We start from the raw sequence: 22,160 nt of genomic DNA, 5'->3' as shown, positions 1-22,160 counted from the left end.
GCTCCCTTTGCCTGTGCTGAAGAACGACCGAGGAGTCGAGGGCGCGCACGATGCGTGCACCGCCCTCGACTCCAGGATTCCGGTCCCGATCGGGTTATTCCGGCCGCAGCCGCAGACCCTGCATGCCGCCGTCGACGGCGAGCGAGGCGCCGGTGGTGGAGGCGGCCAGCGGGCTCGCCAGCGAGCAGATCGCGAAGGCGACCTCGTCGGCGGCGACGAGCCGTCCCATCGGCTGGCGGGCGTCCAGGGCCGCCCGCTCGCGCGCGGGGTCGTCGGCGGCATCCAACAGCCGGCCGACCCACGGGGTGTCGGCGGTACCGGGGTTGACGCAGTTCACCCGGATGCCCTCGCGGACGTGGTCGGCCGCCATCGCCAGGGTCAGCGCGAGCACCGCGCCCTTGGAGGCGGAGTAGAGCGCGCGTTGCGGCAGGCCCGCGGTCGCGGCTATCGAGCAGGTGTTGACGATCGCCGCGTGCGCCGACGCGCGCAGGTGCGGCAGCGCGGCGCGGGTGACGCGGACCAGGCCGACCACGTTGACGTCCAACACCCGATGCCACTCGGCGTCCGCGTTGTCGGCCACCGTGCCGGCCGCGCCTATCCCGGCGTTGTTGACCAGGATGTCCAGGCCGCCGAGCCGCGCGACCGCGTCGCGCACGGCCGCGCCGACCGAGGCGTCGTCGGTGACGTCCGCGGTGAACGAGATCAGTTCGGGGTCGCCGGCCAGGGCGGCCGGGTCGCGGTCGAGCACGGCCACGGTCGCGCCCCGGGCGGTCAACATCCGGGCGGTGGCCAGCCCGATGCCGGACGCACCGCCGGTGACCAGGGCACGAAGGCCGGCGAAGTCTCCCGCGGCCGGCGTGCGGGTTGCGGACGGGATGCTCATGCGGAGACCTCCACGACGGGCGCCTGTGCGGCGCGATCGGCCACCCAGAACTCGCCGTCCGGGTAGCGGAATCGGGCGATCGAGGCGGGATGCATGGTGGACGAGAAGCCGGGCGCGGACGGCGCCCGGTAGTTCCCGTCGGTGATCACGACCGGGTCGAGGAAGTGCTCGTGCAGGTGGTCGACGTACTCGATCACCCGGTCCTCGATCCGGCCGCTGACCGCGACGTAGTCGAACATGGACAGGTGCTGGACCAGTTCGCACAGGCCCACACCGCCGGCGTGCGGGCACACCGGGACACCGAACTTGGCGGCCAGCAGCAGGATCGCGATGTTCTCGTTGACGCCGCCGACCCGGCACGCGTCGATCTGGACGAAGTCGATCGCCTCGGCCTGGAGCAACTGCTTGAAGACGATCCGGTTCTGCACGTGCTCGCCGGTGGCGACCTTGATCGGGCTGATCCCCCGGCGGATCGCCGCGTGCCCCAACACCTCGTCCGGGCTGGTGGGTTCCTCGATCCAGTGCGGGTCGAACGGGGCCAGCGAGCGCATCCATCCGATCGCCTCGGGCACGTCCCAGCGCTGGTTGGCGTCCACCGCGATCCGGATGTCGGGGCCGACGCTCTCCCGGGCGATCCGACAGCGCCGGACGTCGTCGGCCCGGTCGGCGCCGACCTTGAGCTTGATCTGGGTGAAGCCCTCGGCGACCGCCTCGCGGCACAACCGGGCGAGCTTTTCGTCGTCGTAGCCCAGCCACCCGGGCGAGGTCGTGTACGCGGGATACCCGCCGTCGCACAGCGTCTCGGCCCGCTCGGCCCGCCCCGACTCGGCGCGGCGCAGAATCGCCAGCGCGTCCTCGCGGGTGAGCGCGTCGCCGAGGTAGCGGAAGTCGACCAGGTCGACGATCTCCTCCGGCGTCAGCTCGGCGAGCAGTCGCCACAGCGGCTTGCCGGCGCGTTTGGCCCGCAGATCCCACGCGGCGTTGACCACCGCGGCGATGGCCATGTGCATGATGCCCTTCTCCGGGCCCAGCCAGCGGAACTGGCTGTCGCCGACCAGGGATCGGGAGAACGCGCCCAGGTCGTCCAGCAGTTCGTCCAGCGGCCGGCCGACCACGTGGGCGCGCAGCGCGTCGATCGCGGCGACCTGCACATCGTTGCCGCGCCCGATGGTGAACGCGAAGCCGTGTCCCTCGTGCCCGTCGGCGTCGTCGGTGCGCAGCACGACGTAGGCGGCCGAGTAGTCCGGGTCCGGGTTCATCGCGTCGGAGCCGTCGAGTTCCCGGGAGGTCGGGAAACGGATGTCCGTGGTCACCAGTTCGGTGACGACGGCGGCCGGGGTCGTGGGCCGTTCGGGTCGGGCGGGCCGGCTCACGCCGTTCGGATGCTGCGGGGTCACGTGTGGCTCCTCGGTTGTCGGCCGTGCGGCCCGGCCGCCGCGAACGGGGTGGGTTCCCGGTGGCGGGATGTCCGGGATGGGCGGGGCCCTGGCACCCCAGACATCCGATGTATACCGTGACCGCCCCGCATACGTCCAGCATTCGTCGGACCAATATCCCAGTCAGCGCTCGAAGTCAGCACAATCGACTTGTTTCGGCCCTCCACTATGGCCTATACATCGGATGACTGATTCGATGTACGCAAGACCCGATCACCCGAGGAGACCGTTGTGAAGCTGGTCCGTATAGGCGAGCCCGGTCGGGAACGCCCGGCCGTCCTGGATGCCGACGGGATCCCGCGCGACCTGTCCGGCGTGGTCGAGGACATCGACGCCGCGCTGCTCGCGGACCTGTCCGTGCTGCCCGACCCGGCGACCCTGCCACTCCTGGACGCGACCGGGCTGCGCTACGGCCCGCCGCTGGCCCGACCCGGGAAGATCGTGTGCGTGGGGCTGAACTACCACGACCACGCGCGCGAGACCGACGCCGCGATACCCGCCGAGCCGATCGTGTTCATGAAGGCCCCGGACACCGTGGTCGGCCCCGACGACACGGTCCTGGTGCCGCGCGCGTCGCTGGCCACCGACTGGGAGGTCGAACTCGCGATCGTGATCGGCCGCACCGCCGCATATCTGACCGCCGATCAGAACCCGTTGGATCACGTGGCCGGGTACACGATCAGCCACGACGTCTCCGAGCGCGACTTCCAGTTGCACCGAGGCGGCCAGTGGGACAAGGGCAAGAACTGCGCGACCTTCAACCCGCTCGGCCCGTGGCTGGTCACCGCCGACGAGGTGCCCGACCCGCAGGCGCTCGCGCTGACCCTCAGCGTCAACGGCACGCTCCGCCAGGACGGCAACACGGCCGAGATGATCTTCCCGGTGGCGTTCCTGGTCTCGTACCTGTCGCAGTTCATGACGCTGTATCCGGGCGACGTGATCAACACCGGCACCCCCGCCGGCGTCGCCCTCGGGCAGCCCGATCCCAAGCCGTACCTGCGCGCCGGCGACACCGTGGAGCTGGCCATCACCGGGCTCGGCGTCCAGCGACAGACCTTCGCCGACGCCTGACCCGTCCGGCGGTCCGGCCGGCGCACCCGGGTCGAGGTCCGACGCACGGGAGGGCCGGCTCGACCGACGGCGGGTCAGGCCACCTTGCGCAGCCACTGCTCGACACCCGCGATGTGCGCCGTCGACCACGACCGCGCGGCCTCCGCGTCGCCGCTCTCCAGCGCGTCCACGATCGCCTGGTGCTCGCGCACCGTGCGCTCCCACGAGTCGCTCTGGGTCAGACCGCGCCAGACCCGGGCGCGCATCGTGGGACTGGAGAGCGAGTCCAGCAGCGAACACAGCACGAGATTGCCGCTGAAGCCCGCGATCGCCTGATGGAAGCGCAGATCCTGCTCGATGAGCTGCTCGGGCGTCGGTTGCGGCTCGTCGACCTGCGCGAGGCCGCGCAGCTCGGCGATCCCGGCCGCGTCGATCCGGGCCGCGGCCAGCGCGGTGGCGGCCGGCTCCAGGATGCGTCGCACCTGGAGGAAGTCGAGCACGCTCTTGTCGTGGTGGAAGTCCACGACGAAGGCGATCGCGCCCATCAGCAGACCCGGCTCCAGACTCGTCACGTAGGTGCCGTCGCCCTGCCGGACGTCCAGGATCTGGATCAGCGACAACGCCTTGACCGCCTCGCGCAGCGAATTGCGCGAAAGTCCCAGCTTGGTGGCCAGATCCGCCTCTTTGGGAAGCTTGTCGCCGGGCCGAAGCTCCCCGGAGACGATCATCTCCTTGATCCTGTCGATGGCCTCGTCCGTCACAGCCATGCCGATGATCCTTCCAGAGGTCCGATGACTTCCAGTATGACGGGCCGGCCAACAAGAAGACAGGCCGGTCGGGTCGCCGCCCGCCGGCCGGTCCGCTCGTCCGTTCCGACCGCAGTCACCGCGGGTCGGGCGCCGGGCTGATCCGGAGCACCGTCGGCTCCGGCACGCCGGGCCGAACGGGCGGCACCGGCAAGCCTGCCAGGCCCGTCACGGTGCCCACGGTGCCGTCCCCACCGAGCCACACACACTCGGCGTGCGCGGCGCCGGCAAGCCGCGGGGGCGCCGAGACACCGGCACTCGGGCGGTCCAGGAAGGTCGCGTACAGGTCGCCGTCCCGCTCGGTGTAGCGCACCCGCAGACCCTCAGCCGTCCGATCTTCCGCCACCCGCCAGGAGCGGCTCCCGTACACCGCGTCACCGTTGACCGCGAGCCAGGCCCCCAACTCGCGCAGCGCCGCGTCCTGTTCCGGCGAGATTCGACCGGTCGCGTCCGGACCGATGCCCAGGAGCAGGTTTCCGCCCTTGCTCACCACGTCCATCAACAGTTCGACCAGGTCCGGCCCCGAGGTGGTCCACGACGCGTCCTCCTGGCGGTTGTAGCCGAAGGACAGTCCGACGCCGCGCACGGTCTCCCACTTGCTGCCGCCCGACGTGGCGCGGGTCGCGTACTCGGGCGTCAGGAAGTCGGGGGTGCCCGCGTAGAAGCGCTCGTTGACCACGCCGTCCGGAACGGCCTCGCGGTAGTGCGCGAAGAGTTTCTCCGGCTCGGCGGCCGACGGATAGCCGATGTCGTTCCACAACACGGCCGGCCGGTAGCGCTCGATCAGTTCGCGCCAGTGCGCGTCGGCGTAGCCGGCGTACTCCGGCGAGTCCGGTACGGCGCGGGCCACGTCGTCGGCGCGCAGGATCGGCAGGTTGGCGAAGGTCCAGTCGATGCCGCCGGAGTAGTAGATCCCGAAGCGCATCCCGCGGGCCTCGGCGGCGTCCCGGAACTCGCCGAGCACGTCCCGCTCCAGGGCCCAGTCGGGTCGGTGCGGGTTGGGGGTGTGGCTGGGCCACATCAGGAAACCGTCGTGGTGCTTGGCGAGCGGGACGACGTATCGGGCGCCGGCCGCCGCACACAACTGCGCCCACGGCTCGGGCGACCACTGCTCGACGGCCGCGGCGAAGTCGTCGCGGAAGTCGGCGTAGGTCCGGTCGCCGTAGGTCTCCCGGTGGTGGTGCCAGGTGGGACTGCCCGGCACGGACACCGAGTTCTGGTACCACTCGCTGTAGCTCGTGGTCACGATCGGATCGAACCCGTCCGCGTCCGCCTCGGCGTGGTAGGAGCGATCCCGGTCCGCCCCCTCGCCGTGCTCGGCGAGCAACCGGACCAGCCGATCGTCCAGCGGCGCCCACGCCGGCACCGAGTACAACCCCCACGTGATCATCACGCCGAGCTTGGCATCGTCGAACCAACCGGGGAGCGGGCGAACGGGATCGTCGTGACCGGGGGTCGATGCAGACATGCGAATCCTTGGGCAGGGACGGAGCAGCCGGGAAAGGTAGGATCAATATTCCTGGTTATGGCGCCCGTGACAAGGGTGTCCTTCGGGAAATGCGCTGATAGCGACCATACCGCCGGAAGATAGATCGGCTCTCTCGGCATGGATCGCCGCCGCAGTCCCGTCTCACCGACACCCGAGGGCGGGACCGGGGGCGCGGTCGGGGGCGGAGCACCGGCGCCGGAAGGCACGGAGTGTGACCCGGGTCACACAATCCGTGTCATACCGAAGGTCGTCACCGAACGTGTACGGGATGTCCGCTTTTCGCACACCGAAGGGACTCCATCATGCGCCTCCGCAACTTCGTCCTCGGTCTTGCCACCGGCAGCGCCGTCCTGGCCGGCACCGTGCTGGGCGCGGCGCCCGCCCAGGCGGCTCCGGCGACGGTCGCCTGCACGCATCCGTGCCACCCGCCGGCCAGCCCGGGCTACACCTACATCACCGACTACTACTGGGCCAGTGCCTGCAACGACACCGGCAACCAGGGCATCAACGCCCACCGCTGGTCCGCCTACCAGTGCACGGGCGGCGGCCAGTTCGAGAACTACGAACTGTGGGTGAAGTAGCCGGCCGGACCGGGCGGCCGGCCATGGCCCCCGGCCGTGGCGCCGCCCTCGGTGTCGTTCCCGCCGACAACTTGTCGGCGGGAACGACACACCCCACCCCGCGTGCGCCCGGCGGCGCGCGATCCGCCGGCTGCGCTCGGGAGCGCGCACGCAGTGGGTCGCGGCGGGGTTGTCCGGACCGGGCGGATGCCCGCAACGCGGCCGGGCGGTGGGCCTGTTGCCCCGGCTCGCATCCGAGGCCACCGCCCACCCGTCCCCGACCGCGCCGACGGGTGCGGACGTCCCCGGGGCTTAGGCCGAATGCCGCCGCGCGCTTACGCACATGCGGTATGGGCCGAAACACTGGACGGGTCCACTCCCAGACATCGTCAGGAGCAGCTCGTGAGGGTGACCATCGGCACGTGGAATCTGGAGAACCTCTTTCGCCCCGGCGAGCCGGGCGGACCCAAGGACGATCCCGCCTACCGGGTGAAGTTGGCCGCGTTGGCCGCGACGATCACCGAACTGGAACCCGATCTGCTCGGCGTCCAGGAGGTCGGCAATCCCGACGCCCTCGCCGACCTGGTGGCGTTGCTCGACGGCCAGTGGCACACCGCGCTGTCCGCCCACCCGGACGTGCGCGGCATCCGGGTCGGCTTCCTCGCGCGCAAGCCGCTCACCACCATCGCCGACGTCACCGCGTTCCCGGCCCAGTTCGAACCCCTCCAGAGCCAGGACACCGGCGTGCCGATCAGCGTCATGGGGCGCGGCGGCCTCGCCGTCACCCTCGAACCGGTACCCGGCCACACCCTCACCGCCGCCGTCTGCCACCTGAAGTCCAAGCTGCTCACCTATCCCGGCGAACGGCATGCGCCGCGCAACGAGGGAGAGCGCGCCCGTTACGCCGCCTACGCGTTGTGGCGTCGCGGCGCCGAGGCCGTCACGATGCGCGCCCTCGCCGATCGACTGCTCGCCGACGACGGCCGCACGCACGACGTCGTCCTGATGGGTGACCTCAACGACCAACCGCAGGCCGCCACCACCCAGATCCTCCTCGGCCCGCCCGGATCGCAGATCGGCACCGGCGGCTTCGACCACCCGGACCAAGGCGACGCATCCCGACTGTGGAACCTGGCCCCGCTGATCCCCGAAGACCAGCGCTTCTCCCGCGTCTTCGAGGGCCAGGGCGAGCTCATCGACCACCTCCTGGTCAGCCACGCGCTCCTGGCGCGCGTCGACAGCGTCGGCACCGGAACCGGCCGACCGCTGCCCTCCGTCACCGACCACCCCGGCGAACGCCGGGACAAGCCCGGCTCCGACCACGCACCCGTGGTCGCCCACCTCACCTACTGAAATCGGCACGGCCGCGCCCGACGTCGCCGAACTCGACCCGATTGGCACAGCGCGACCGATCCGGGTCGGCCGGGACGCCGCCGCCGACCGCGAACCCGCAGGTGCCGGCCCTGAGCGGCCTCCATCGCCGAGCCCCCGCGCAGCGGTTCACCCCCTGCGGGTCCGGCGAAACCCGAGGTGGGCGGCGCCCGGGCGACACCGCCGTTCGAGTGATCGGCGGTCGGCCGGCCGACTCGCCGCCCGCGCCCGTGATACCTCTGGAACGGCCTTTCCGGTCGGAGAAGGAGGATTCATGTCCGACACCATCCGTCCCGATGTCGATGCCCCGCCGGCGACCCGGGATTCCCGACTGACCGTGACCGTGTACCGGGTCGACCCGCACGGCACCCGGCTGATCCGGGGCTCCCGGGTCCACCACGGGACTCCCCCGTCGATGCTCGCCTTCCCCGAAGAACCCCGCTGCCGCTGTTCCGCGACCTGTCACTACCCGCACCCCGACGACGCGGCGCCACCCGACCCGCCCGACCCGTCCGAGCCGTAGCGCCGAACCATCGCCGGGACGGCTGTGTGGCCACTCCCCGACGGTTGTGGCAATCAGCCTTGCGGACACCGCCGTCCCGTCGACGCGCCCGGCTCGCGACCACCCTCCGGGCCGATCGCGCTCGATCTCGCGTTCCGCCGACGTGCCGACGGGGAACCGGAGATCCCCGCCGCTGCCGCGCTCATGCTCCACCGCGGCGAGTTCGCGCCGCTCCCGACCGTCCGAGCCGGCTCGCGGTGCCCGATCGTGTCGCGTGTGGCGGGTGGTGCGAGGATGCACAGCACATGTTTCTGTGAGAATCGTGTGACGCGACGGGATGAGAGTGACATGGACGCGAACCGGCCCACGCCTGCGCCGATCGAGCCGAGCGAATCAACCGGCCCGGGCGGGTCGAAGGGGTCCGGCGAACCGGAGTTCGTGATCGACACGACCACGCCGCACTCGGCGCGGATGTGGAACTTCTGGCTCGGCGGCAAGGACAACTACCCGATCGACCGGGCCCTGGGTGGGCAGTTACAGGAATCGTTCCCGCAGATCGTCGACATCGCCCGCGCCTCCCGGCGCTTCCAGGCGCGCGCCGTGCGCCATCTGGCGGGGACCGCCGGAATCCGGCAATTCCTGGACCTGGGCACGGGGTTGCCCACCGCGGACGCCACCCACGAGGTGGCCCAGCAGGTCGCTCCGCAGGCACGCATCGTCTACGTGGACAACGACCCGATCGTGCTCGCCCACGCCCGCGCGCTGTTGGGCGGTCGACCCGAGGGGGCCACCGCGTACGTGCCGGCCGACCTCACCGACACCGAGACCGTGTTGCGCGAGGCCGCCCGGACGCTCGACCTGGATCGACCGGTCGCGCTGATGCTGCTCTCCACCCTGGGCCACGTCACCGACGACGCCCGGGCCGCCGCCCTGTTGCGCGGCTATCTGGACGCGTTCCCCGCGGGCAGCCACCTGGTCCTGTGCGACACCATCGAAACGCCGCTGACCCGCGCCGCGTCGGACGAGTACGCCGAGGGCGGCGCCCTCCCGTACGTCTCGCGTCCCGCCGAGGTGCTGCGCTCCTTCGCCGACGGCCTGGAACTGCTCGAACCGGGCTTCGGTTCGATCAGCCTGTGGCGCCCCGACGAGCCGCTCACCACCGAGCCGGTCGATCAGTGGGGTTTCGTCGCGGTCAAACGCTGATCCTCCGCGTTATCCGCCGTCCGGGTGACCGGGTCGGCCGCGCCGCCGCACGGCGACGTGCACGTTGCGGTATTCGGGCTCGGCCTTCCCCGGCGGACAACTCGGCCCGGGAAGGCCGACGGCGTCGACGCGAATCCTCATCGGGCCGTGATCGCCCGGTCCGGTCATCCCCGCGGCGGCCCGCCACGCCGGGCGGAGCGTCGACCCGCGAACGGCAAGTCCGGTGCCACGCCCGAGAGTTCGCCGATCGCGTGGGTGCAGCGTTCGGTCACGCCCATGCATCGTGGGCAGAACATCTCACGCCGCCGTCGGCCTTCGCCGATGTCGTCGAGTCCGTGGTCCGGCTCGGCACCGTGCCGCACCGGCCGTCTGCGGCCCGGGGCCGGCCCGCCGGCACTCGGCGTGTTCGCGGCCGTTGTCGTCCTGCGCATGTTCGCTCCATCCGAAATGATCCGTCGCCTTCACCAGGAAAACCGCCGGCAACACTTCGCGCATGCCCGGGAACCGGCCCGGCGCGCCGCCACGCCCACCCGGGAGCCGAAGAACCCGGCCCCGACCATGGGGCCGCGCGGGTGAACCCGCGTCGCCGGCCCGGCCGCACCCGGGCCGATCGCGCACCGGGCACGCGTCAGCGGACGGGGGACCTCGTCCGGCCGCGCCCCCGCCCGGTGCCGACCGGCTCGGTCGCCTCCAACGTGCGGCCGTCCCGGTGTACCGCGAGGCGACGCAGCACCCGTTCGTCAGCGGTCGGGCGTTCCGGCACAAGTACCCGGACCGGGCGCCGGCGTACGTCGCCGACCACCCGGGGGTGGCTCGCGACGAGCGACGAGATCGCCGAGTGCCATGCCCGCATCACCGCGCGGAAGGCGGCATGGCCCCGGGCCGGTCCCCCCGGGCTCCCCGCCGGTACCCGCCGGCGGGGAGGGCGCCGGGTGATCGTAATCTTGCGCCCATGCCCGAAGAGCGTCCCCACTCCCCGGAACCATCGGCGGCGGCGGACTCTCCGCTGATCCGCAGTCTGCGCACGGCCGTCGAGGCGGCGCCGCACGAACTGCCGCTGCGCCTGCACCTCGCGCAGTTGTTGATCGAGGCCGGCAACCCGGACGCCGCCGTCGCGGAAGTGGCCGCCGTCCTCGGGCGGGCGCCGGGCGATCCGCAGGCGCGGGCACTGATGGCTCGGGCGATGGCCGCCCCCGCGTCGCCGCCGGTCGCCGAACCGGGCCCCCGGGCGGGCGGGTTCGACTGGGCCGCGGCCGAGCACGAGGTGGAGGGGGTGCTGCCACCCCGGTTCGTCGCACGATCGGACGAGGGCCGCGACGGGCCCGAAGCGCCCGTGGCGGCCGACGGCGGCGATCCGGGCGCGGCGGGCGCGTGGGACGTGCAGACGCCGGGGTCGCTGCGCCTTGCCGACGTCGGCGGGATGCAGGAGGTCAAGGATCGGCTGGAGGCCGCGTTCCTGGCCCCGATGCTCAATCCCGAGTTGCGCAGGCTGTACGGGAAGAGCCTGCGCGGGGGGCTGCTGCTGTACGGGCCGCCCGGCTGCGGGAAGACCTTCATCGCCCGCGCCGTGGCCGGCGAACTCGGCGCCGACTTCGTCTCGGTGTCCGTCAACGACGTGCTGGACATGTGGCTGGGCAACTCCGAGCGCAACATGCACGAGGTGTTCGCCACCGCCCGCCGCCGGGCGCCGTGCGTGGTCTTCCTCGACGAATTGGACGCACTCGGCGCCAAGCGCAGCCGTACCGCGCACGGCGGGATGCGTACCACCGTCAATCAACTGCTCACCGAGTTGGACGGGGTCGGCGACGACAACGAGGGCGTGTTCGTGCTCGCCGCGACCAACGTGCCCTGGGACGTGGATCTGGCGCTGCGCCGCCCGGGCCGACTGGACCGCACCCTGCTCGTGTTGCCGCCGGACCGTCCGGCCCGCGAGGCGATCCTGCGCTACCACCTGCGCGAGCGGCCCATCGCCTCGATCGACCTGGGCAAACTGGTCCGGATCACCGACGGGTTCTCCGGCGCGGATCTGGCGCACGTGTGCGAAAGCGCCGCCGAGGCCGCGCTGTTGGACTCCGTGCGCACCGGTTCGGTCCGGATGATCGACACTCGTGATCTGCTGGCGGCGGCGAAGGCGATCCGCCCCTCCACCGAGGCGTGGTTCGCGACCGCGCGCAACGTCGCGATGTTCGCCAACGAGGGCGGCACATACGACGACCTGCTCACCTACCTGAGGAAGACCGGAAAGTTGTGAGCGAACATCCGTTGTCCGCGCGGGCGCACGCGCTGATGCAGTTGGATCGGCACGAGGAGGCGGGCGAACTCCTCGCCCGCCGTGTCGCCGAGGACCCCGCCGACGCCCGGGCCTGGGTCCGACTCGCCTACGTACACCTCAATCTCGGGCACGACGAGGAGGTCGTGGCCGCGAGCGACGCCGCGTTGGCGGTCGCGCCGGACGACTACGAGGCGCTCCTGGTGCGCGTGTACGGTCTGCGCAAGTTGTGCCGCGGCGAGGAGGCGGAGGCCGCGGCGCGGGCCGCGATCGCCATCGCGCCCGACCTGTGGCAGGCGTACGCGGCGCTGTCCGAGGCGCTGAACTCGTGGCAGCCGCGCTGGCCCGAGGCGTTCGAGGCGGCCGGTACCGCGGTGCGGCTGGGGCCGGAGGCGGTCGGGGCGCATCGGGCGCTGTGGAAGGCGTCCCTGCTGGTCGGTCGAAACGACGTACGCGCGCAGGCGGTTCGCGAGGTTCTGCGGATCGACCCGCACAACGCCTGGGCCCTGAACGAACTCGCCGACCAGGCCGCGTATGCCGCCGCCCAACCGTCCCTGCTCGGCGCCGGGGCCAAACTGCCGGCCGCCGCCGATGCCGCCGCGACCGCGCTCGCCGCCGATCCCACCTCCGAACGGCTGCGCGCGGACGTGGACGCGGCCGTCTTCCGGATGTTGCGCGGCACCCGCTGGATCGCCTTGTCGTGCCTGGTGATCGCGGCTCTGGCCGGCCGGGTCTTCCCGACCGGGGACGACCCCACCGCACTGCCCGCTCCGCTCGGCATCCGGCTCTGGGCGTTGACCCTGATGGGCATCGCGTGGGGCCTGGGTGCGTGGCGCCGCTACCGGCGGTTGCGCACCGGGGTCAGGCTGAGCATGTGGTCGCTGATCCGGCGGGTCGGCTGGGCGCGTCTGGTCCTGGGCCAGACCGCGTGGTGCACCCTGATCGCGGTACTGATCGTGACGATCCCGTGGACCGGCCGACTCGTGCCCCAAGTCCTCTTCTGGGCAACCCTGGTCCCGATCCTGCTCACCATCCGCCTGGAACGCGCCGCCACCCGCTGAGCGTCGCCGGTCGTTTCCGGTTTCGTGCCGAGAAGCCGACCGGCGGCCGGTCCCCGTCGGGACCGGCCGCCGGTCGGCGGGGGCAGTCGGCCTCACACCCCCGTCAGCCGCCGTGCCGAGGGGCGCAGGTACACCGCCCAGGTCACCAGCAGGCACAGCCCGTAGAAGGCGAGGAAGGTCAGGTAGGCCGCGTCGCCCCGGCCGGAGTTCAGGAACGACTCGCGGAAGGCGATGTTGACCAGGACCCCGCCCAGCGCGCCGACCGCACCCGCGACGCCCATCAGCGCACCGGACTTGCGCCGCGCGGCCGGGCCCGGGCCGAGCTTGGCCGCGAAGATCGCCGGGATCATCTTGTACGCCGAGCCGTTGCCCAGTCCGCTGAACACGAACAGCAGCACGAAGCCGGTCAGGAACAGCCCGAGCGACTCCTGCCGCGAGGCCAGGTAGACCACGAACGCGGCGCCGGCCATCGCGACGAAGTTCCAGAACGTGACCCGCGCACCGCCCCATCGATCCGCGAACCAACCGCCGACCGGGCGCACCAGCGAGCCCAACAGCGGTCCCAGGAAGGTCAGGTAGGCCGCCTTGACCGGGGTGGCGAACTCGTCGTGGAACTGCACCTGGAGCACCTGCCCGAAAGCGAACCCGAAGCCGATGAACGACCCGAACGTGCCGATGTACAGCAGCGCCATCACCCAGGTGTGCGGCTCCCGGGCGACCTCGCGCATCGCGCCCTTGTCGTTGCGCAACGCGGGCAGGTTGTCCATGTAGCGCGCGGACGCCAACGCGGCGAGCACGATCAGCGGGATGTAGACCACGAGCAGCAGCCGAGGGTGCCCGGCCCCCGCCGTCGCGAGCACCGCGAGGCCGACCAACTGCACCGCCGGCACCCCGAGGTTGCCGCCGCCGGCGTTGATCCCGAGCGCCCACCCCTTGAGCCGCTGCGGGTAGAACGCGTTGATGTTCGCCATCGAGGAGGCGAAGTTGCCGCCGCCGACCCCGGCCAGCGCCGCGACCACCAGCAACGTGCGGTAGGAGACGCCCGGTTCCAACACGATCGCGATCGCCGCGGTGGGCAGCAGCAGCAACAGCGCGCTGACCACGGTCCAGTTGCGGCCGCCGAAGCGGGCGACCGCGAACGTGTACGGGATCCGCATCGCGCCGCCGACCAGGGTCGGCACCGCGGTCAGGGTGAACTTCTGCGCGGGGTCGAACCCGTACTCCGGGCCGAGGAAGAGCACGATGACCGACCACAGGCTCCAGACGGAGAAGCCGATGTGCTCGGACAGGACCGAGAAGATCAGGTTGCGCCGGGCGATCCGGGCCCCGGCCTGGGCCCAGAACACCTCGTCCTCGGGCCGCCAATCGTCGAGCGGGCCGGGCTCGGTTGCCGCAACGGGCTTGGACGTACTGGTGGTTGACGTGCTCGTCGTCACTGGGACCTGCCTGTCCGAGGAGGAAATTCCGGCTGACGGTCCCTCACGCTAGGAAGCACAGATTTCGGCGCACTACGTGCTGTCGGTCGCCGGCGCTACAACTCGCTCAGGATCGGCGTCGCGCCGGTGTGAGAATTCCGGGCGTACCCGGGCGCCGCTCAGCGCGCCCGAATCGCCCACGTGCGCAACGCGGCCGGCTCCCCGTCGGGGCCCTCGTCCTCGTCCAGGCAGGCACCCGTACGAAGGTCGAACACCTGCTTGTACATCGGCGACGCGACCGTGGGCACCGCGCCCCGCCGCCCGACGATGCCGCGCGAGATGACGTACGCGCCGCTGAACGGATCGCGGTTGGCCAACGCGTAGAGCTGCCCGGTCCGGTCCCGAAACACCGCGACCTGATGTCCCTCGATCAGCACCGCGACACCCCGGCCGGGCACCAGGTCGGCGTACGAACACACCGGCTGCCAACCGGTTTCGCCGGCGATCTCGACGGTGAGCGTGGTCGTCGACTCGATACTCGTGGTCATCGTCCGCGTACCTCCAACTTCTCGAACAACACGGGCTTGATCTGGTCCCGCTCGGCGGTGAACCGGACGGTGGGGTCGGGGGTGCCCGGCGCGTTGACGAAGGACACGAACCGGCGGACCCGATCGGGGTCCGCCAGCGTCTGGGCCCACTCGTCCCGGTAGGTGCCGACGTGCCGGGTCATCAAATCGTCCAGGTCGGCGCAGATCCCGAGCGAATCGTCGATGATCACCGCGCGCAGGTGGTCGAGGCCACCCTCCATCCGGGCCACCCAGGGCGCGGTGCGCTCCAGCCGGTCGGCGGTGCGGATGTAGAACATCAGGAAGCGGTCGATCGTGCGGATCAGCGTGTCGTGGTCCAGGTCGCTCGCCAGCAGGTCGGCGTGGCGCGGGGTCATCCCGCCGTTGCCGCCGACGTACAGATTCCAACCTTCGGTGGTGGCGATCACCCCGAAGTCCTTGCTCTGCGCCTCGGCGCACTCGCGGGCGCACCCGCTCACCGCGGACTTGAGCTTGTGCGGCGAACGCAGGCCCCGGTACCGCAGTTCGAGCTCGATCGCCAGGCCCACCGAGTCCTGTACGCCGTAGCGGCACCAGGTCTCGCCGACACACGACTTCACGGTCCGCAGCGCCTTGCCGTACGCGTGCCCCGACTCGAAGCCGGCGGCGACCAACCGGCTCCAGACCTGCGGGAGTTGGTCGACCGTCGCACCGAACAGGTCGATCCGCTGGCCGCCGGTGATCTTCGTGTACAGGCCGAAGTCGCGGGCGATCTCACCGATGGTGATCAGGCCCTCGGGGGTGATCTCACCGCCGGGGATGCGCGGGACGACCGAATACGAGCCGTTGCGCTGGATGTTGGCCAGGAAGTGGTCGTTGGTGTCCTGGAGCGCGGCCTGTTCGCCGTCGAGGATGTGCCCCTGGGCCAGACTCGCCAGGATCGAACCGACGGTGGGTTTGCAGATGTCGCACCCGTCACCGCCCGTCGTGCCGGCGCTGCCGTGCTCGTCGAGCAACCGGGTGAAGGAGGTGATGCCCTTGACCCGAACGATCTCGTACAACTCGGCGCGGGTGAGCTCGGCGAAGTGCTCGCACAACCCGCGCATGCTCTCGATCCCGGCGGCGGCCAGCTCCTCGGTCACGATCGTGCCGATCAGCTTGACGCAACTCCCGCATCCGGTACCGGCCTTGGTGCACTTCTTGACGGCGGGAAGATCGTGGCACCCCTGGGCGGTGACCGCGTTTCGGATCACCGCCTTGGTCACCGCGTGACACGAGCAGACCACGGCCTCGTCCGGCAGTTCGAACCGCACCGGCGCGCCCATCGACGCGGGCAACACGAGTTGCTCGGCCGGCACCGGCAGGGCCCCGCCGGTCAACGGCCGCAACGTGCCGTACGCCTCCGCGTCGCCGACCAGCACCCCACCGAGCAGCCGCCCGTCCGCGCCGATGACCAGCTTCTTGTACACGCCGGCCCGGGTGTTGGAGTAGAGCACCTCCACACATCCCTCGGCCGTGCCGTGTGCGTCGCCGAAGCTCGCCACCTCGACGCCGAGCAGCTTGAGCTTGGTCGACAGATCCGCGCCGGTGAATCCGTCCGTCCCGGCACCGGCGATCTCGGCCGCGGCCACCTCGGCCATCGCGTATCCCGGTGCGACCAACCCGTACACCCGCCCGTCGGCGGCCAGCGCACACTCGCCGATGGCCAGGATGTGCGCGTCCGCGGTCCGGCAGCGCTCGTCCACCACGATGCCGCCGCGCTCGCCCACCGCGAGGCCCGCGGCGCGGGCGAGTTGATCCCGTGGCCGCACTCCGGCCGAGAACACCACCAGATCGGCGGCCAGTTCGCTGCCGTCCGACAACGTCATGCCGGACACCCGCCCGTCGGCGCCGGTGGTGACGGCCTGCGTGCCCGCGCCGGTGTGCACGGTCACCCCCAATTCCTCGACCTTGCGCCGCAACACCTCCCCGCCGCCGTCGTCGACCTGGATCGCCATCAGCCTCGGTGCGAACTCGACCACGTGGGTGTCCAGCCCCATCGCGGTCAGCGCCCCGGCGGCCTCCAGTCCGAGCAGCCCGCCGCCGACCACCGCGCCGACCCGGGCACCGCGCGCGGCGGCCTCGATCGCCTCGACGTCCTCGATCGTGCGATACACGAAGCACCCGTCCGCGTCGTGCCCCGGCACCGGCGGCACGAACGGATACGACCCGGTCGCCAGCACGAGCACGTCGTACGGCACACTGCGGCCGGCCCGGGTGGTCACCGTACGGCCGACCCGATCGATCGCCTCGACCGGATCCCCGAGCCGAATGTCGATCTGATGTTGCCGTGCGAACTCGGCGCTGCACAAAGACAGTTCCTCCGCCGTCGCGCCCGAGAACCAGGACGTCAGATGCACCCGGTCATAGGCCCGCCGAGGCTCCTCGGCCAACACGGTGACGGCGACCCGCCCACCCGCCTGCTCGACGAGCGCCTCGACGAACCGCTGCCCCACCATGCCGTGGCCGACCACGACCACATTCGTCTTCCCGACATCACTCACGCCCGACTCCTCCACCGACACCAGAAAACCCCGAACCCGACACCGACACCCGCACCCGCCCGCACACACCTCCCGATCCCGCCGTCAACCACGCTCCCGACCCCGACCGGCGCCGAGCCGTCGGCGCGACGCGGTCATCGGTACGCCCCCGGCACCGCCAACAGGTGCAGCGGATCGGCCGGCAGCGGATCGTCGCGCTCGAAGGCCCGGGTCAGGGCACCGGCGGTGGACAGATCGCCGATCAGGATCCCGGCGACGAGGCGGTCGCCGCGCATGACGAGCTTCTTGTAGGCGTTGCGGGTCGGATCGGCGACGCGCACGACGTCGTCGCCCGCCCGCGCGCCCGTCGCGCCGAACGCGGCGACCGCCAACGGCCCGGCCGTCAGCCGCATCATCGGCCGCGACCCGGCGTAGCGCTGCCCGCCGCCGGTGAGGTGCGCGGCCAGTACGTCCGCCTGATCCCACGCCGCCGCCGCGAGCCCGTGTACGTCCCCGGCGAACTCGGCGCAGTCCCCGATGGCGTGGATGCCGTCCGCCGAGGTGCCCAGCCGGTCGTCCACCACGATGCCGGTGTCGACCCGCAGCCCCGCGTCCCGGGCGAGCGCGACCCGGGGACGCACCCCGCAGGCGAGCACGATCAGGTCCGCGTCGAGCACGTGTCCGTTGGCCAGTTCCACGCCGGTCACCCGGTCCGTGCCGGTCAGGGCCCGAGCCCGGTTGTCGAGGTAGACCGCGACACCGAGTTCGGCAAGGCCGGCGAGCAACGCGGCGGCGGCCGGCGCATCGAGGTGACGCTCCATCAGATGTGGTCCCTGGTGCACGATTTCGACCGCGACCCCGAGGGCCGCCAGAGCGCGTGCGGCGCTCACCCCGAGCACACCGCCACCGATCACCACGGCCCGCTCGGCCCCGGGTGCCGCGGCGGCCAGCGCGGCACAGTCGGCCAACGAGCGGAACGCGTGCACCCCCGCGAGCAGATCCAGACTCGGCTCACCACCGCGCCCGGCCGACCCGCTCGCCGTGCTCGCGACCCGCAGGTTCCGCATCGGCGGCAACACCGGCCCGGCGCCGGTCGCCAGCACGATCGCGTCGAACGTGTGCACCTCGCCGTCCGCCAACCGAAGCGCGCGCCGCCGCGCGTCGAGCGCGGCGACCCGCACCCCGACCCGCACCACCGCCGTCGGCCCGACCGGCAGCCCGATCGCCTCGGCTCCGAAGCGCGTGCTGAGCACGTCCGCGAGCAGTGCCCTGTTGTACGGCGGATGTGCCTCGTCCCCGAACATCGTCACCGAGATCCCGGGGTCGCGGGCCGCCACCTGCTGCGCGAACCGCGCCGCGGCCATCCCCGCGCCCACCACTCCGACCCGCACCACGCTCACCTCCCACCACCGGGGGCGCCGCTCGCCCGCGCGAGCACCGCCCCACCGAGACCATCGCTCGACGCGCCGGCACTGCCGCTCAGGGCCGCGCCCCCGCGTTCCCCCGCCGCCGACCCGGTCGACCCGGCTTCCCCGACCTTCCCGACCGGATCCAGGCGGACCGCGCACACCTTGAACTCCGGCATCCCCGACACCGGGTCCAGGGCCGCGTTCGTCACCGTGTTCGCCCGTCCCTCCCCCGCCCAGTGGAACGGCATGAACACCGTGTCCGGCCGGATCTCCCGGGACAGCCTGGCCGGCGCGACCGCGCGTCCTCGACGACTGGTGACCGAGACCGGGTCGCCCTCGCCCACCCCCATCCGCTCCGCCAGGTCCGGATGCAGTTCCACGAACGGCCCGGGCGCCGCCCGGTTCAGGGCCGGCACCCGGCGCGTCTGCGCCCCGCTCTGGTACTGGCTCAGCACCCGACCCGTGGTCAGATACAGCGGATACTCGGTATCCGGCTCCTCGGCCGAGGCCCGGTGCGTCGGCGCCGCGAAGCGCGCGCGCCCGTCCGGCGTGCCGAAGCGGTCCAGGAACAGCCGGGGCGTGCCCGGGTGGCCCACCTCCGGGCACGGCCAGAACACCCCGTCCTCGGCCCGGATGCGGTCGTACGTGATGCCCGCGTAGTCCGCCGCGCCGCCCGCCGACGCTCGACGCAGTTCGTCGAACACCTCCTCGGCGTCCGTCGCGAAGCCACGCTCGACACCCAGTCGCCGGGCGAGCGCGTTCAACGTGACCAGGTCCGTGCGCACGCCGTCCGGTACCGGCAGCGCCGCCCGACGCAGGATCACCCGGCCCTCCAGGTTCGTCGTGGTCCCGCTCTCCTCGGCCCACTGGGCGCCGGGCAACACGACGTCGGCCAGTGCCGCCGTCTCGGACAACACCACATCCGTCACCACCAGGAAGTCGAGCGCCGCGAGGCGGGCCGTCACGTGCGCCGCGTTCGGCGCGGACACCACCGGGTTCGAGCCCATCACGAACAGCGCGCGGATCTCCTCACCGCAGGAGTCCAACAGCTCGTACGCGGAACGCCCGGGCCCCGGCAGCGAATCCGGGTCCACTCCCCAGACCCCCGCCACGTGTGCCCGCGCGGCCGGGTCGGTGATCATCCGGTAGCCCGGCAACTGGTCGGCCTTCTGGCCGTGTTCGCGTCCGCCCTGCCCGTTGCCCTGGCCGGTCAGGCAGCCGTACCCGGACAGGGGTCGACCGGCCTTCCCGGCGGCCAGGCACAGATCGATCCAGGCCCCGACCGTGTCCACGCCCTTGCTCTGCTGCTCCGGGCCGCGGGCCGTCAGCACCATGGCCGCCGGCGCCGACGCGAACATCGCGACCGCGTCCCGCATCGCCTGCACCGGTACGCCGGTGATCCGCTCGACCCGCTCCGGCCAGTGCGCCATCGCCGCCGCCCGCGCCGCGTCGAAGCCGACCGTGCGCGCCGCCACGAACTCCTCGTCCACGTGTCCCTCGGCGATCAGCAGGTGCAGCAGACCCAGCGCGAGCGCCAGATCCGTGCCCGGCACCGGCTGAAGGTGCAGGTCGGCCTCGGCCGCCGTCCGGGTCCGCCGCGGGTCCACGACCACCAGTCGCCCGCCCGCCGCGCGCATGTCGGTGAAGTAGCGCAGCGCCGGCGGCATGGTGTCCGCCGGGTTGGCCCCGACCAGGATCACGCAGCCGGTCCGCGCGATGTCCTCCAGCGGAAACGGCAGCCCCCGATCGATCCCGAAGGCCGCCTTGCCCGCGGCCGCCGCCGAGGACATACAGAACCGGCCGTTGTAGTCGATGTTCGCCGTCCGCAGCACCACCCGGGCGAACTTCCCCAACAGGTACGCCTTCTCGTTGGTCAGGCCGCCCCCGCCGAACACCCCGACGGCATCGCGCCCGTGCGCCCGGCCGACCGCCGCCAATCCGGCCGCGACCCGGTCCGACGCGTCGTCCCATTCGGCCTCGCGCAGCACCCCGTCGCCGTCGCGCACCAGCGGCGCGGTCAGCCGTACCCCGCGCCGCAACACCTCGGCCGCACTCTGCCCCTTGCCGCACAGCGCACCGCGATTGACCGGAAACCCGGGCCGCTCGACCACCTCGACGAACACGTCCGGGGCAGCCGAAGCAGGCCATTCGCCCGACCCACCCGACTCGGGCGCGGCGGTCCGCAGGCCCATCCCGCACTGGAGTGAGCAGTACGGGCAATGGGTGTCCGTCGTCGTGGTCCCGGCGTGCGTCGTCATGTCGGTAGCGTCGCGACCTACGGTTACGCCGCCTGGTCTGTGATGTTGCGCCGACGGTACGGCTGCCTCACCGGCCCGGGTGTCGATCGTGAGAACCGCGACACCGAAGAGCCGCACGAGAAGTCGAGACCTAACCCCGGGGTGATCATGCCGCAACACCCCCGTAACGCCGGCCCGCCACTCTCCTTGCATGGTTACTCGGACAAACGCCGCCGCCGAACCCCTGGTCGGGCTCACCGTCGGTGTCACGGCCGCCCGGCGCCGCGACGAACTGGTCGCGCTGCTCGAACGTCGTGGCGCGAAGGTCGTGGGCACCGCGACGCTCAGCATCATTCCGCTGCGCGAGGACCACGTACTGCGGCTCGCCACCGAGCGCTGTCTGGTCGAACCGCTCGACTACGTGGTCGCGACGACCGGCGTGGGCTGGCGCGGTTGGATGAACGCGGCCGAGGGTTGGGGACGATCGGCCGAACTGCGCCGGGCCTGCGAGGCCGCGACGGTGATCAGTCGTGGTCCCAAGGCCACCGGGGCGGTGCGGGCGTCCGGGTTGCGCGAGACCTACTCGCCGGGTTCGGAGGCCAACGACGAGCTCCTGCACTGGTTGCTCGCCCGGGATCTGCGCGGCCGTCGGATAGCCCTCCAGGAACACGGCGCGCCACTAGGGGAGTTCGCCTCGATCCTGCGCGAGCGCGGCGCCGAGGTGATCGAGCTGCCGGTGTATCGGTGGGGGCCGCCGGAGGATCCGATCGCGGTACGCCGCCTGGTCGAGCAGGTGATCAGGAACGAGCTGCACGCGCTCACCTTCACCAGTGCGCCCGCGATCGGCGCGTTCCTCCAGGCGGCCGACGAACTGGGGCGACACGAGGAGGTGTTGACCGCGTTGCGGACGAGCGTGCTGCCCGTGTGCATAGGCGGGATCTGCGCCAAGCCGCTCACCGACGAGGGCGTGCAGGCGGTCTGGCCGGAGCGCGGGCGACTGGGTTCACTGGTACGCACGGTCACCGAGACGCTGCCCGGCCGGGTTCGACGGGAGCTGGACACCGGTACGGATCGCCTGATCCTCCAGGGCAGCGCGGTCCTGGTCGAGGGTGGCGTGATCTCGTTGTCGCCGGTGTCGGCGGCGGTCCTGCGCGCACTGGCCGAACGGCCGGGCTGGGTGCTCAGCCGCGCCGAACTCCTGCGCCGGGTCTGGCGGGACACCTCCGCCGACGAACACGCGGTCGAGGCGGCCGTGGCCCGATTGCGCACCTCGCTCGGACCGCACAAGGGCCTGATCAAGACCGTCACCAAGCGTGGCTACCGGCTGGCCGTCGCCGGCTGATCGGGGCCGACGGCCGTCCGGTGGGTTCCGGACCCGATCGCCGTGGCGATCGGGTCCGGA

The 22,160-nt window shown here is 72.0% G+C and carries 17 protein-coding genes; 8 read left to right on the top strand and 9 right to left on the bottom strand.

Features of this window, described 5'->3' with window-relative positions; genetic code table 11:
• Positions 1–94: 94 nt before the first annotated feature.
• Both ACH4U8_RS07695 and ACH4U8_RS07690 read right to left on the bottom strand, forming a co-directional pair.
• Positions 95–883, bottom strand: coding sequence for an SDR family NAD(P)-dependent oxidoreductase (locus tag ACH4U8_RS07695; protein ID WP_380020984.1), 789 nt, complete (start codon positions 881–883; stop codon positions 95–97).
• Positions 880–2,256 (bottom strand): L-fuconate dehydratase, encoded by a 1,377-nt coding sequence (locus ACH4U8_RS07690; RefSeq protein WP_395776981.1) that lies wholly within the window; start codon positions 2,254–2,256, stop codon positions 880–882. Before ACH4U8_RS07690 ends, ACH4U8_RS07695 begins: the two co-directional genes overlap by 4 nt.
• Positions 2,257–2,550: 294 nt before the next feature.
• Between ACH4U8_RS07690 and ACH4U8_RS07685 the strand changes: the two genes are divergently transcribed.
• Positions 2,551–3,390, top strand: coding sequence for a fumarylacetoacetate hydrolase family protein (locus tag ACH4U8_RS07685; protein ID WP_360311582.1), 840 nt, complete (start codon positions 2,551–2,553; stop codon positions 3,388–3,390).
• A 74-nt stretch (positions 3,391–3,464) separates the two neighbouring features.
• Here ACH4U8_RS07685 and ACH4U8_RS07680 read toward each other — a convergent pair whose 3' ends face one another.
• Together ACH4U8_RS07680 and ACH4U8_RS07675 are read right to left on the bottom strand one after the other, a co-directional pair.
• Positions 3,465–4,136 (bottom strand): FCD domain-containing protein, encoded by a 672-nt coding sequence (locus ACH4U8_RS07680; RefSeq protein ID WP_360311584.1) that lies wholly within the window; start codon positions 4,134–4,136, stop codon positions 3,465–3,467.
• Positions 4,137–4,251: 115 nt separating this feature from the next.
• Positions 4,252–5,643: an alpha-L-fucosidase gene (locus ACH4U8_RS07675; RefSeq protein WP_395776108.1), complete on the bottom strand. Its 1,392-nt coding sequence runs from the start codon at positions 5,641–5,643 to the stop codon at positions 4,252–4,254.
• 323 nt (positions 5,644–5,966) lie between these two features.
• Here ACH4U8_RS07675 and ACH4U8_RS07670 point away from each other — a divergent pair, with 323 nt between their 5' ends.
• The 6 genes from ACH4U8_RS07670 to ACH4U8_RS07645 all read left to right on the top strand — a co-directional run bounded on the left by ACH4U8_RS07670 (position 5,967) and on the right by ACH4U8_RS07645 (position 12,630).
• Positions 5,967–6,245: a hypothetical protein gene (locus ACH4U8_RS07670; protein ID WP_360311588.1), complete on the top strand. Its 279-nt coding sequence runs from the start codon at positions 5,967–5,969 to the stop codon at positions 6,243–6,245.
• A 387-nt stretch (positions 6,246–6,632) separates the two neighbouring features.
• Positions 6,633–7,577 (top strand): endonuclease/exonuclease/phosphatase family protein, encoded by a 945-nt coding sequence (locus tag ACH4U8_RS07665; protein ID WP_379992457.1) that lies wholly within the window; start codon positions 6,633–6,635, stop codon positions 7,575–7,577.
• Between the two features lie 292 nt (positions 7,578–7,869).
• On the top strand, positions 7,870–8,118 hold the full coding sequence (locus ACH4U8_RS07660) for a hypothetical protein (protein ID WP_360311590.1): 249 nt from the start codon (positions 7,870–7,872) through the stop codon (positions 8,116–8,118).
• Between the two features lie 417 nt (positions 8,119–8,535).
• Complete coding sequence (locus ACH4U8_RS07655; protein ID WP_395776107.1) at positions 8,536–9,300, top strand: SAM-dependent methyltransferase; 765 nt, start codon at positions 8,536–8,538, stop codon at positions 9,298–9,300.
• 952 nt (positions 9,301–10,252) lie between these two features.
• A complete protein-coding gene (locus ACH4U8_RS07650) occupies positions 10,253–11,551 on the top strand; it encodes an ATP-binding protein (protein ID WP_395776106.1) in 1,299 nt (432 codons plus the stop codon).
• Positions 11,548–12,630, top strand: a complete 1,083-nt coding sequence (locus ACH4U8_RS07645) for a translation initiation factor IF-2 (protein ID WP_360311596.1) — start codon at positions 11,548–11,550, stop codon at positions 12,628–12,630. The genes ACH4U8_RS07650 and ACH4U8_RS07645 overlap by 4 nt, the downstream gene beginning before the upstream one ends.
• A gap of 92 nt (positions 12,631–12,722) precedes the next feature.
• Here ACH4U8_RS07645 and ACH4U8_RS07640 read toward each other — a convergent pair whose 3' ends face one another.
• From ACH4U8_RS07640 to ACH4U8_RS07620, 5 genes are all read right to left on the bottom strand, one after another.
• On the bottom strand, positions 12,723–14,066 hold the full coding sequence (locus tag ACH4U8_RS07640) for a nitrate/nitrite transporter (protein WP_360324011.1): 1,344 nt from the start codon (positions 14,064–14,066) through the stop codon (positions 12,723–12,725).
• A 158-nt stretch (positions 14,067–14,224) separates the two neighbouring features.
• On the bottom strand, positions 14,225–14,593 hold the full coding sequence (gene nirD / locus ACH4U8_RS07635) for a nitrite reductase small subunit NirD (RefSeq protein WP_360324013.1): 369 nt from the start codon (positions 14,591–14,593) through the stop codon (positions 14,225–14,227).
• A complete protein-coding gene (nirB, locus tag ACH4U8_RS07630; protein WP_395776105.1) occupies positions 14,590–17,133 on the bottom strand; it encodes a nitrite reductase large subunit NirB in 2,544 nt (847 codons plus the stop codon). The genes nirD and nirB overlap by 4 nt, the downstream gene beginning before the upstream one ends.
• A 134-nt stretch (positions 17,134–17,267) precedes the next feature.
• A complete protein-coding gene (locus tag ACH4U8_RS07625; protein ID WP_395776104.1) occupies positions 17,268–18,512 on the bottom strand; it encodes an NAD(P)/FAD-dependent oxidoreductase in 1,245 nt (414 codons plus the stop codon).
• Positions 18,509–20,779 carry a molybdopterin oxidoreductase family protein gene (locus ACH4U8_RS07620; protein ID WP_395776103.1) on the bottom strand — a complete coding sequence of 757 codons (2,271 nt, stop codon included), beginning with the start codon at positions 20,777–20,779 and terminating at the stop codon, positions 18,509–18,511. Before ACH4U8_RS07620 ends, ACH4U8_RS07625 begins: the two co-directional genes overlap by 4 nt.
• Before the next feature lie 190 nt (positions 20,780–20,969).
• Between ACH4U8_RS07620 and ACH4U8_RS07615 the strand changes: the two genes are divergently transcribed.
• Positions 20,970–22,100, top strand: coding sequence for a uroporphyrinogen-III synthase (locus ACH4U8_RS07615; RefSeq protein ID WP_360324021.1), 1,131 nt, complete (start codon positions 20,970–20,972; stop codon positions 22,098–22,100).
• Positions 22,101–22,160 lie beyond the last annotated feature (60 nt).

The organism is Embleya sp. NPDC020886, from assembly GCF_044333915.1.
Taxonomy (GTDB): Bacteria; Actinomycetota; Actinomycetes; order Streptomycetales; family Streptomycetaceae; genus Embleya.
Note: the sequence above shows the minus strand (reverse complement) of the source record. Positions and strands in the feature narration are given on the sequence as shown.

Excerpts from the sequence above, each read along its gene's own strand:
- ACH4U8_RS07695 (WP_380020984.1), bottom strand. The coding sequence starts at position 883 with ATGAGCATCCCGTCCGCAACCCGCACGCCGGCCGCGGGAGACTTCGCC.
- ACH4U8_RS07680 (WP_360311584.1), bottom strand. The coding sequence starts at position 4,136 with ATGGCTGTGACGGACGAGGCCATCGACAGGATCAAGGAGATGATCGTC.
- ACH4U8_RS07675 (WP_395776108.1), bottom strand. The coding sequence starts at position 5,643 with ATGTCTGCATCGACCCCCGGTCACGACGATCCCGTTCGCCCGCTCCCC.
- ACH4U8_RS07670 (WP_360311588.1), top strand. The coding sequence starts at position 5,967 with ATGCGCCTCCGCAACTTCGTCCTCGGTCTTGCCACCGGCAGCGCCGTC.
- ACH4U8_RS07660 (WP_360311590.1), top strand. The coding sequence starts at position 7,870 with ATGTCCGACACCATCCGTCCCGATGTCGATGCCCCGCCGGCGACCCGG.
- ACH4U8_RS07650 (WP_395776106.1), top strand. The coding sequence starts at position 10,253 with ATGCCCGAAGAGCGTCCCCACTCCCCGGAACCATCGGCGGCGGCGGAC.
- nirD (WP_360324013.1), bottom strand. The coding sequence starts at position 14,593 with ATGACCACGAGTATCGAGTCGACGACCACGCTCACCGTCGAGATCGCC.
- ACH4U8_RS07620 (WP_395776103.1), bottom strand. The coding sequence starts at position 20,779 with ATGACGACGCACGCCGGGACCACGACGACGGACACCCATTGCCCGTAC.
- ACH4U8_RS07615 (WP_360324021.1), top strand. The coding sequence starts at position 20,970 with ATGGTTACTCGGACAAACGCCGCCGCCGAACCCCTGGTCGGGCTCACC.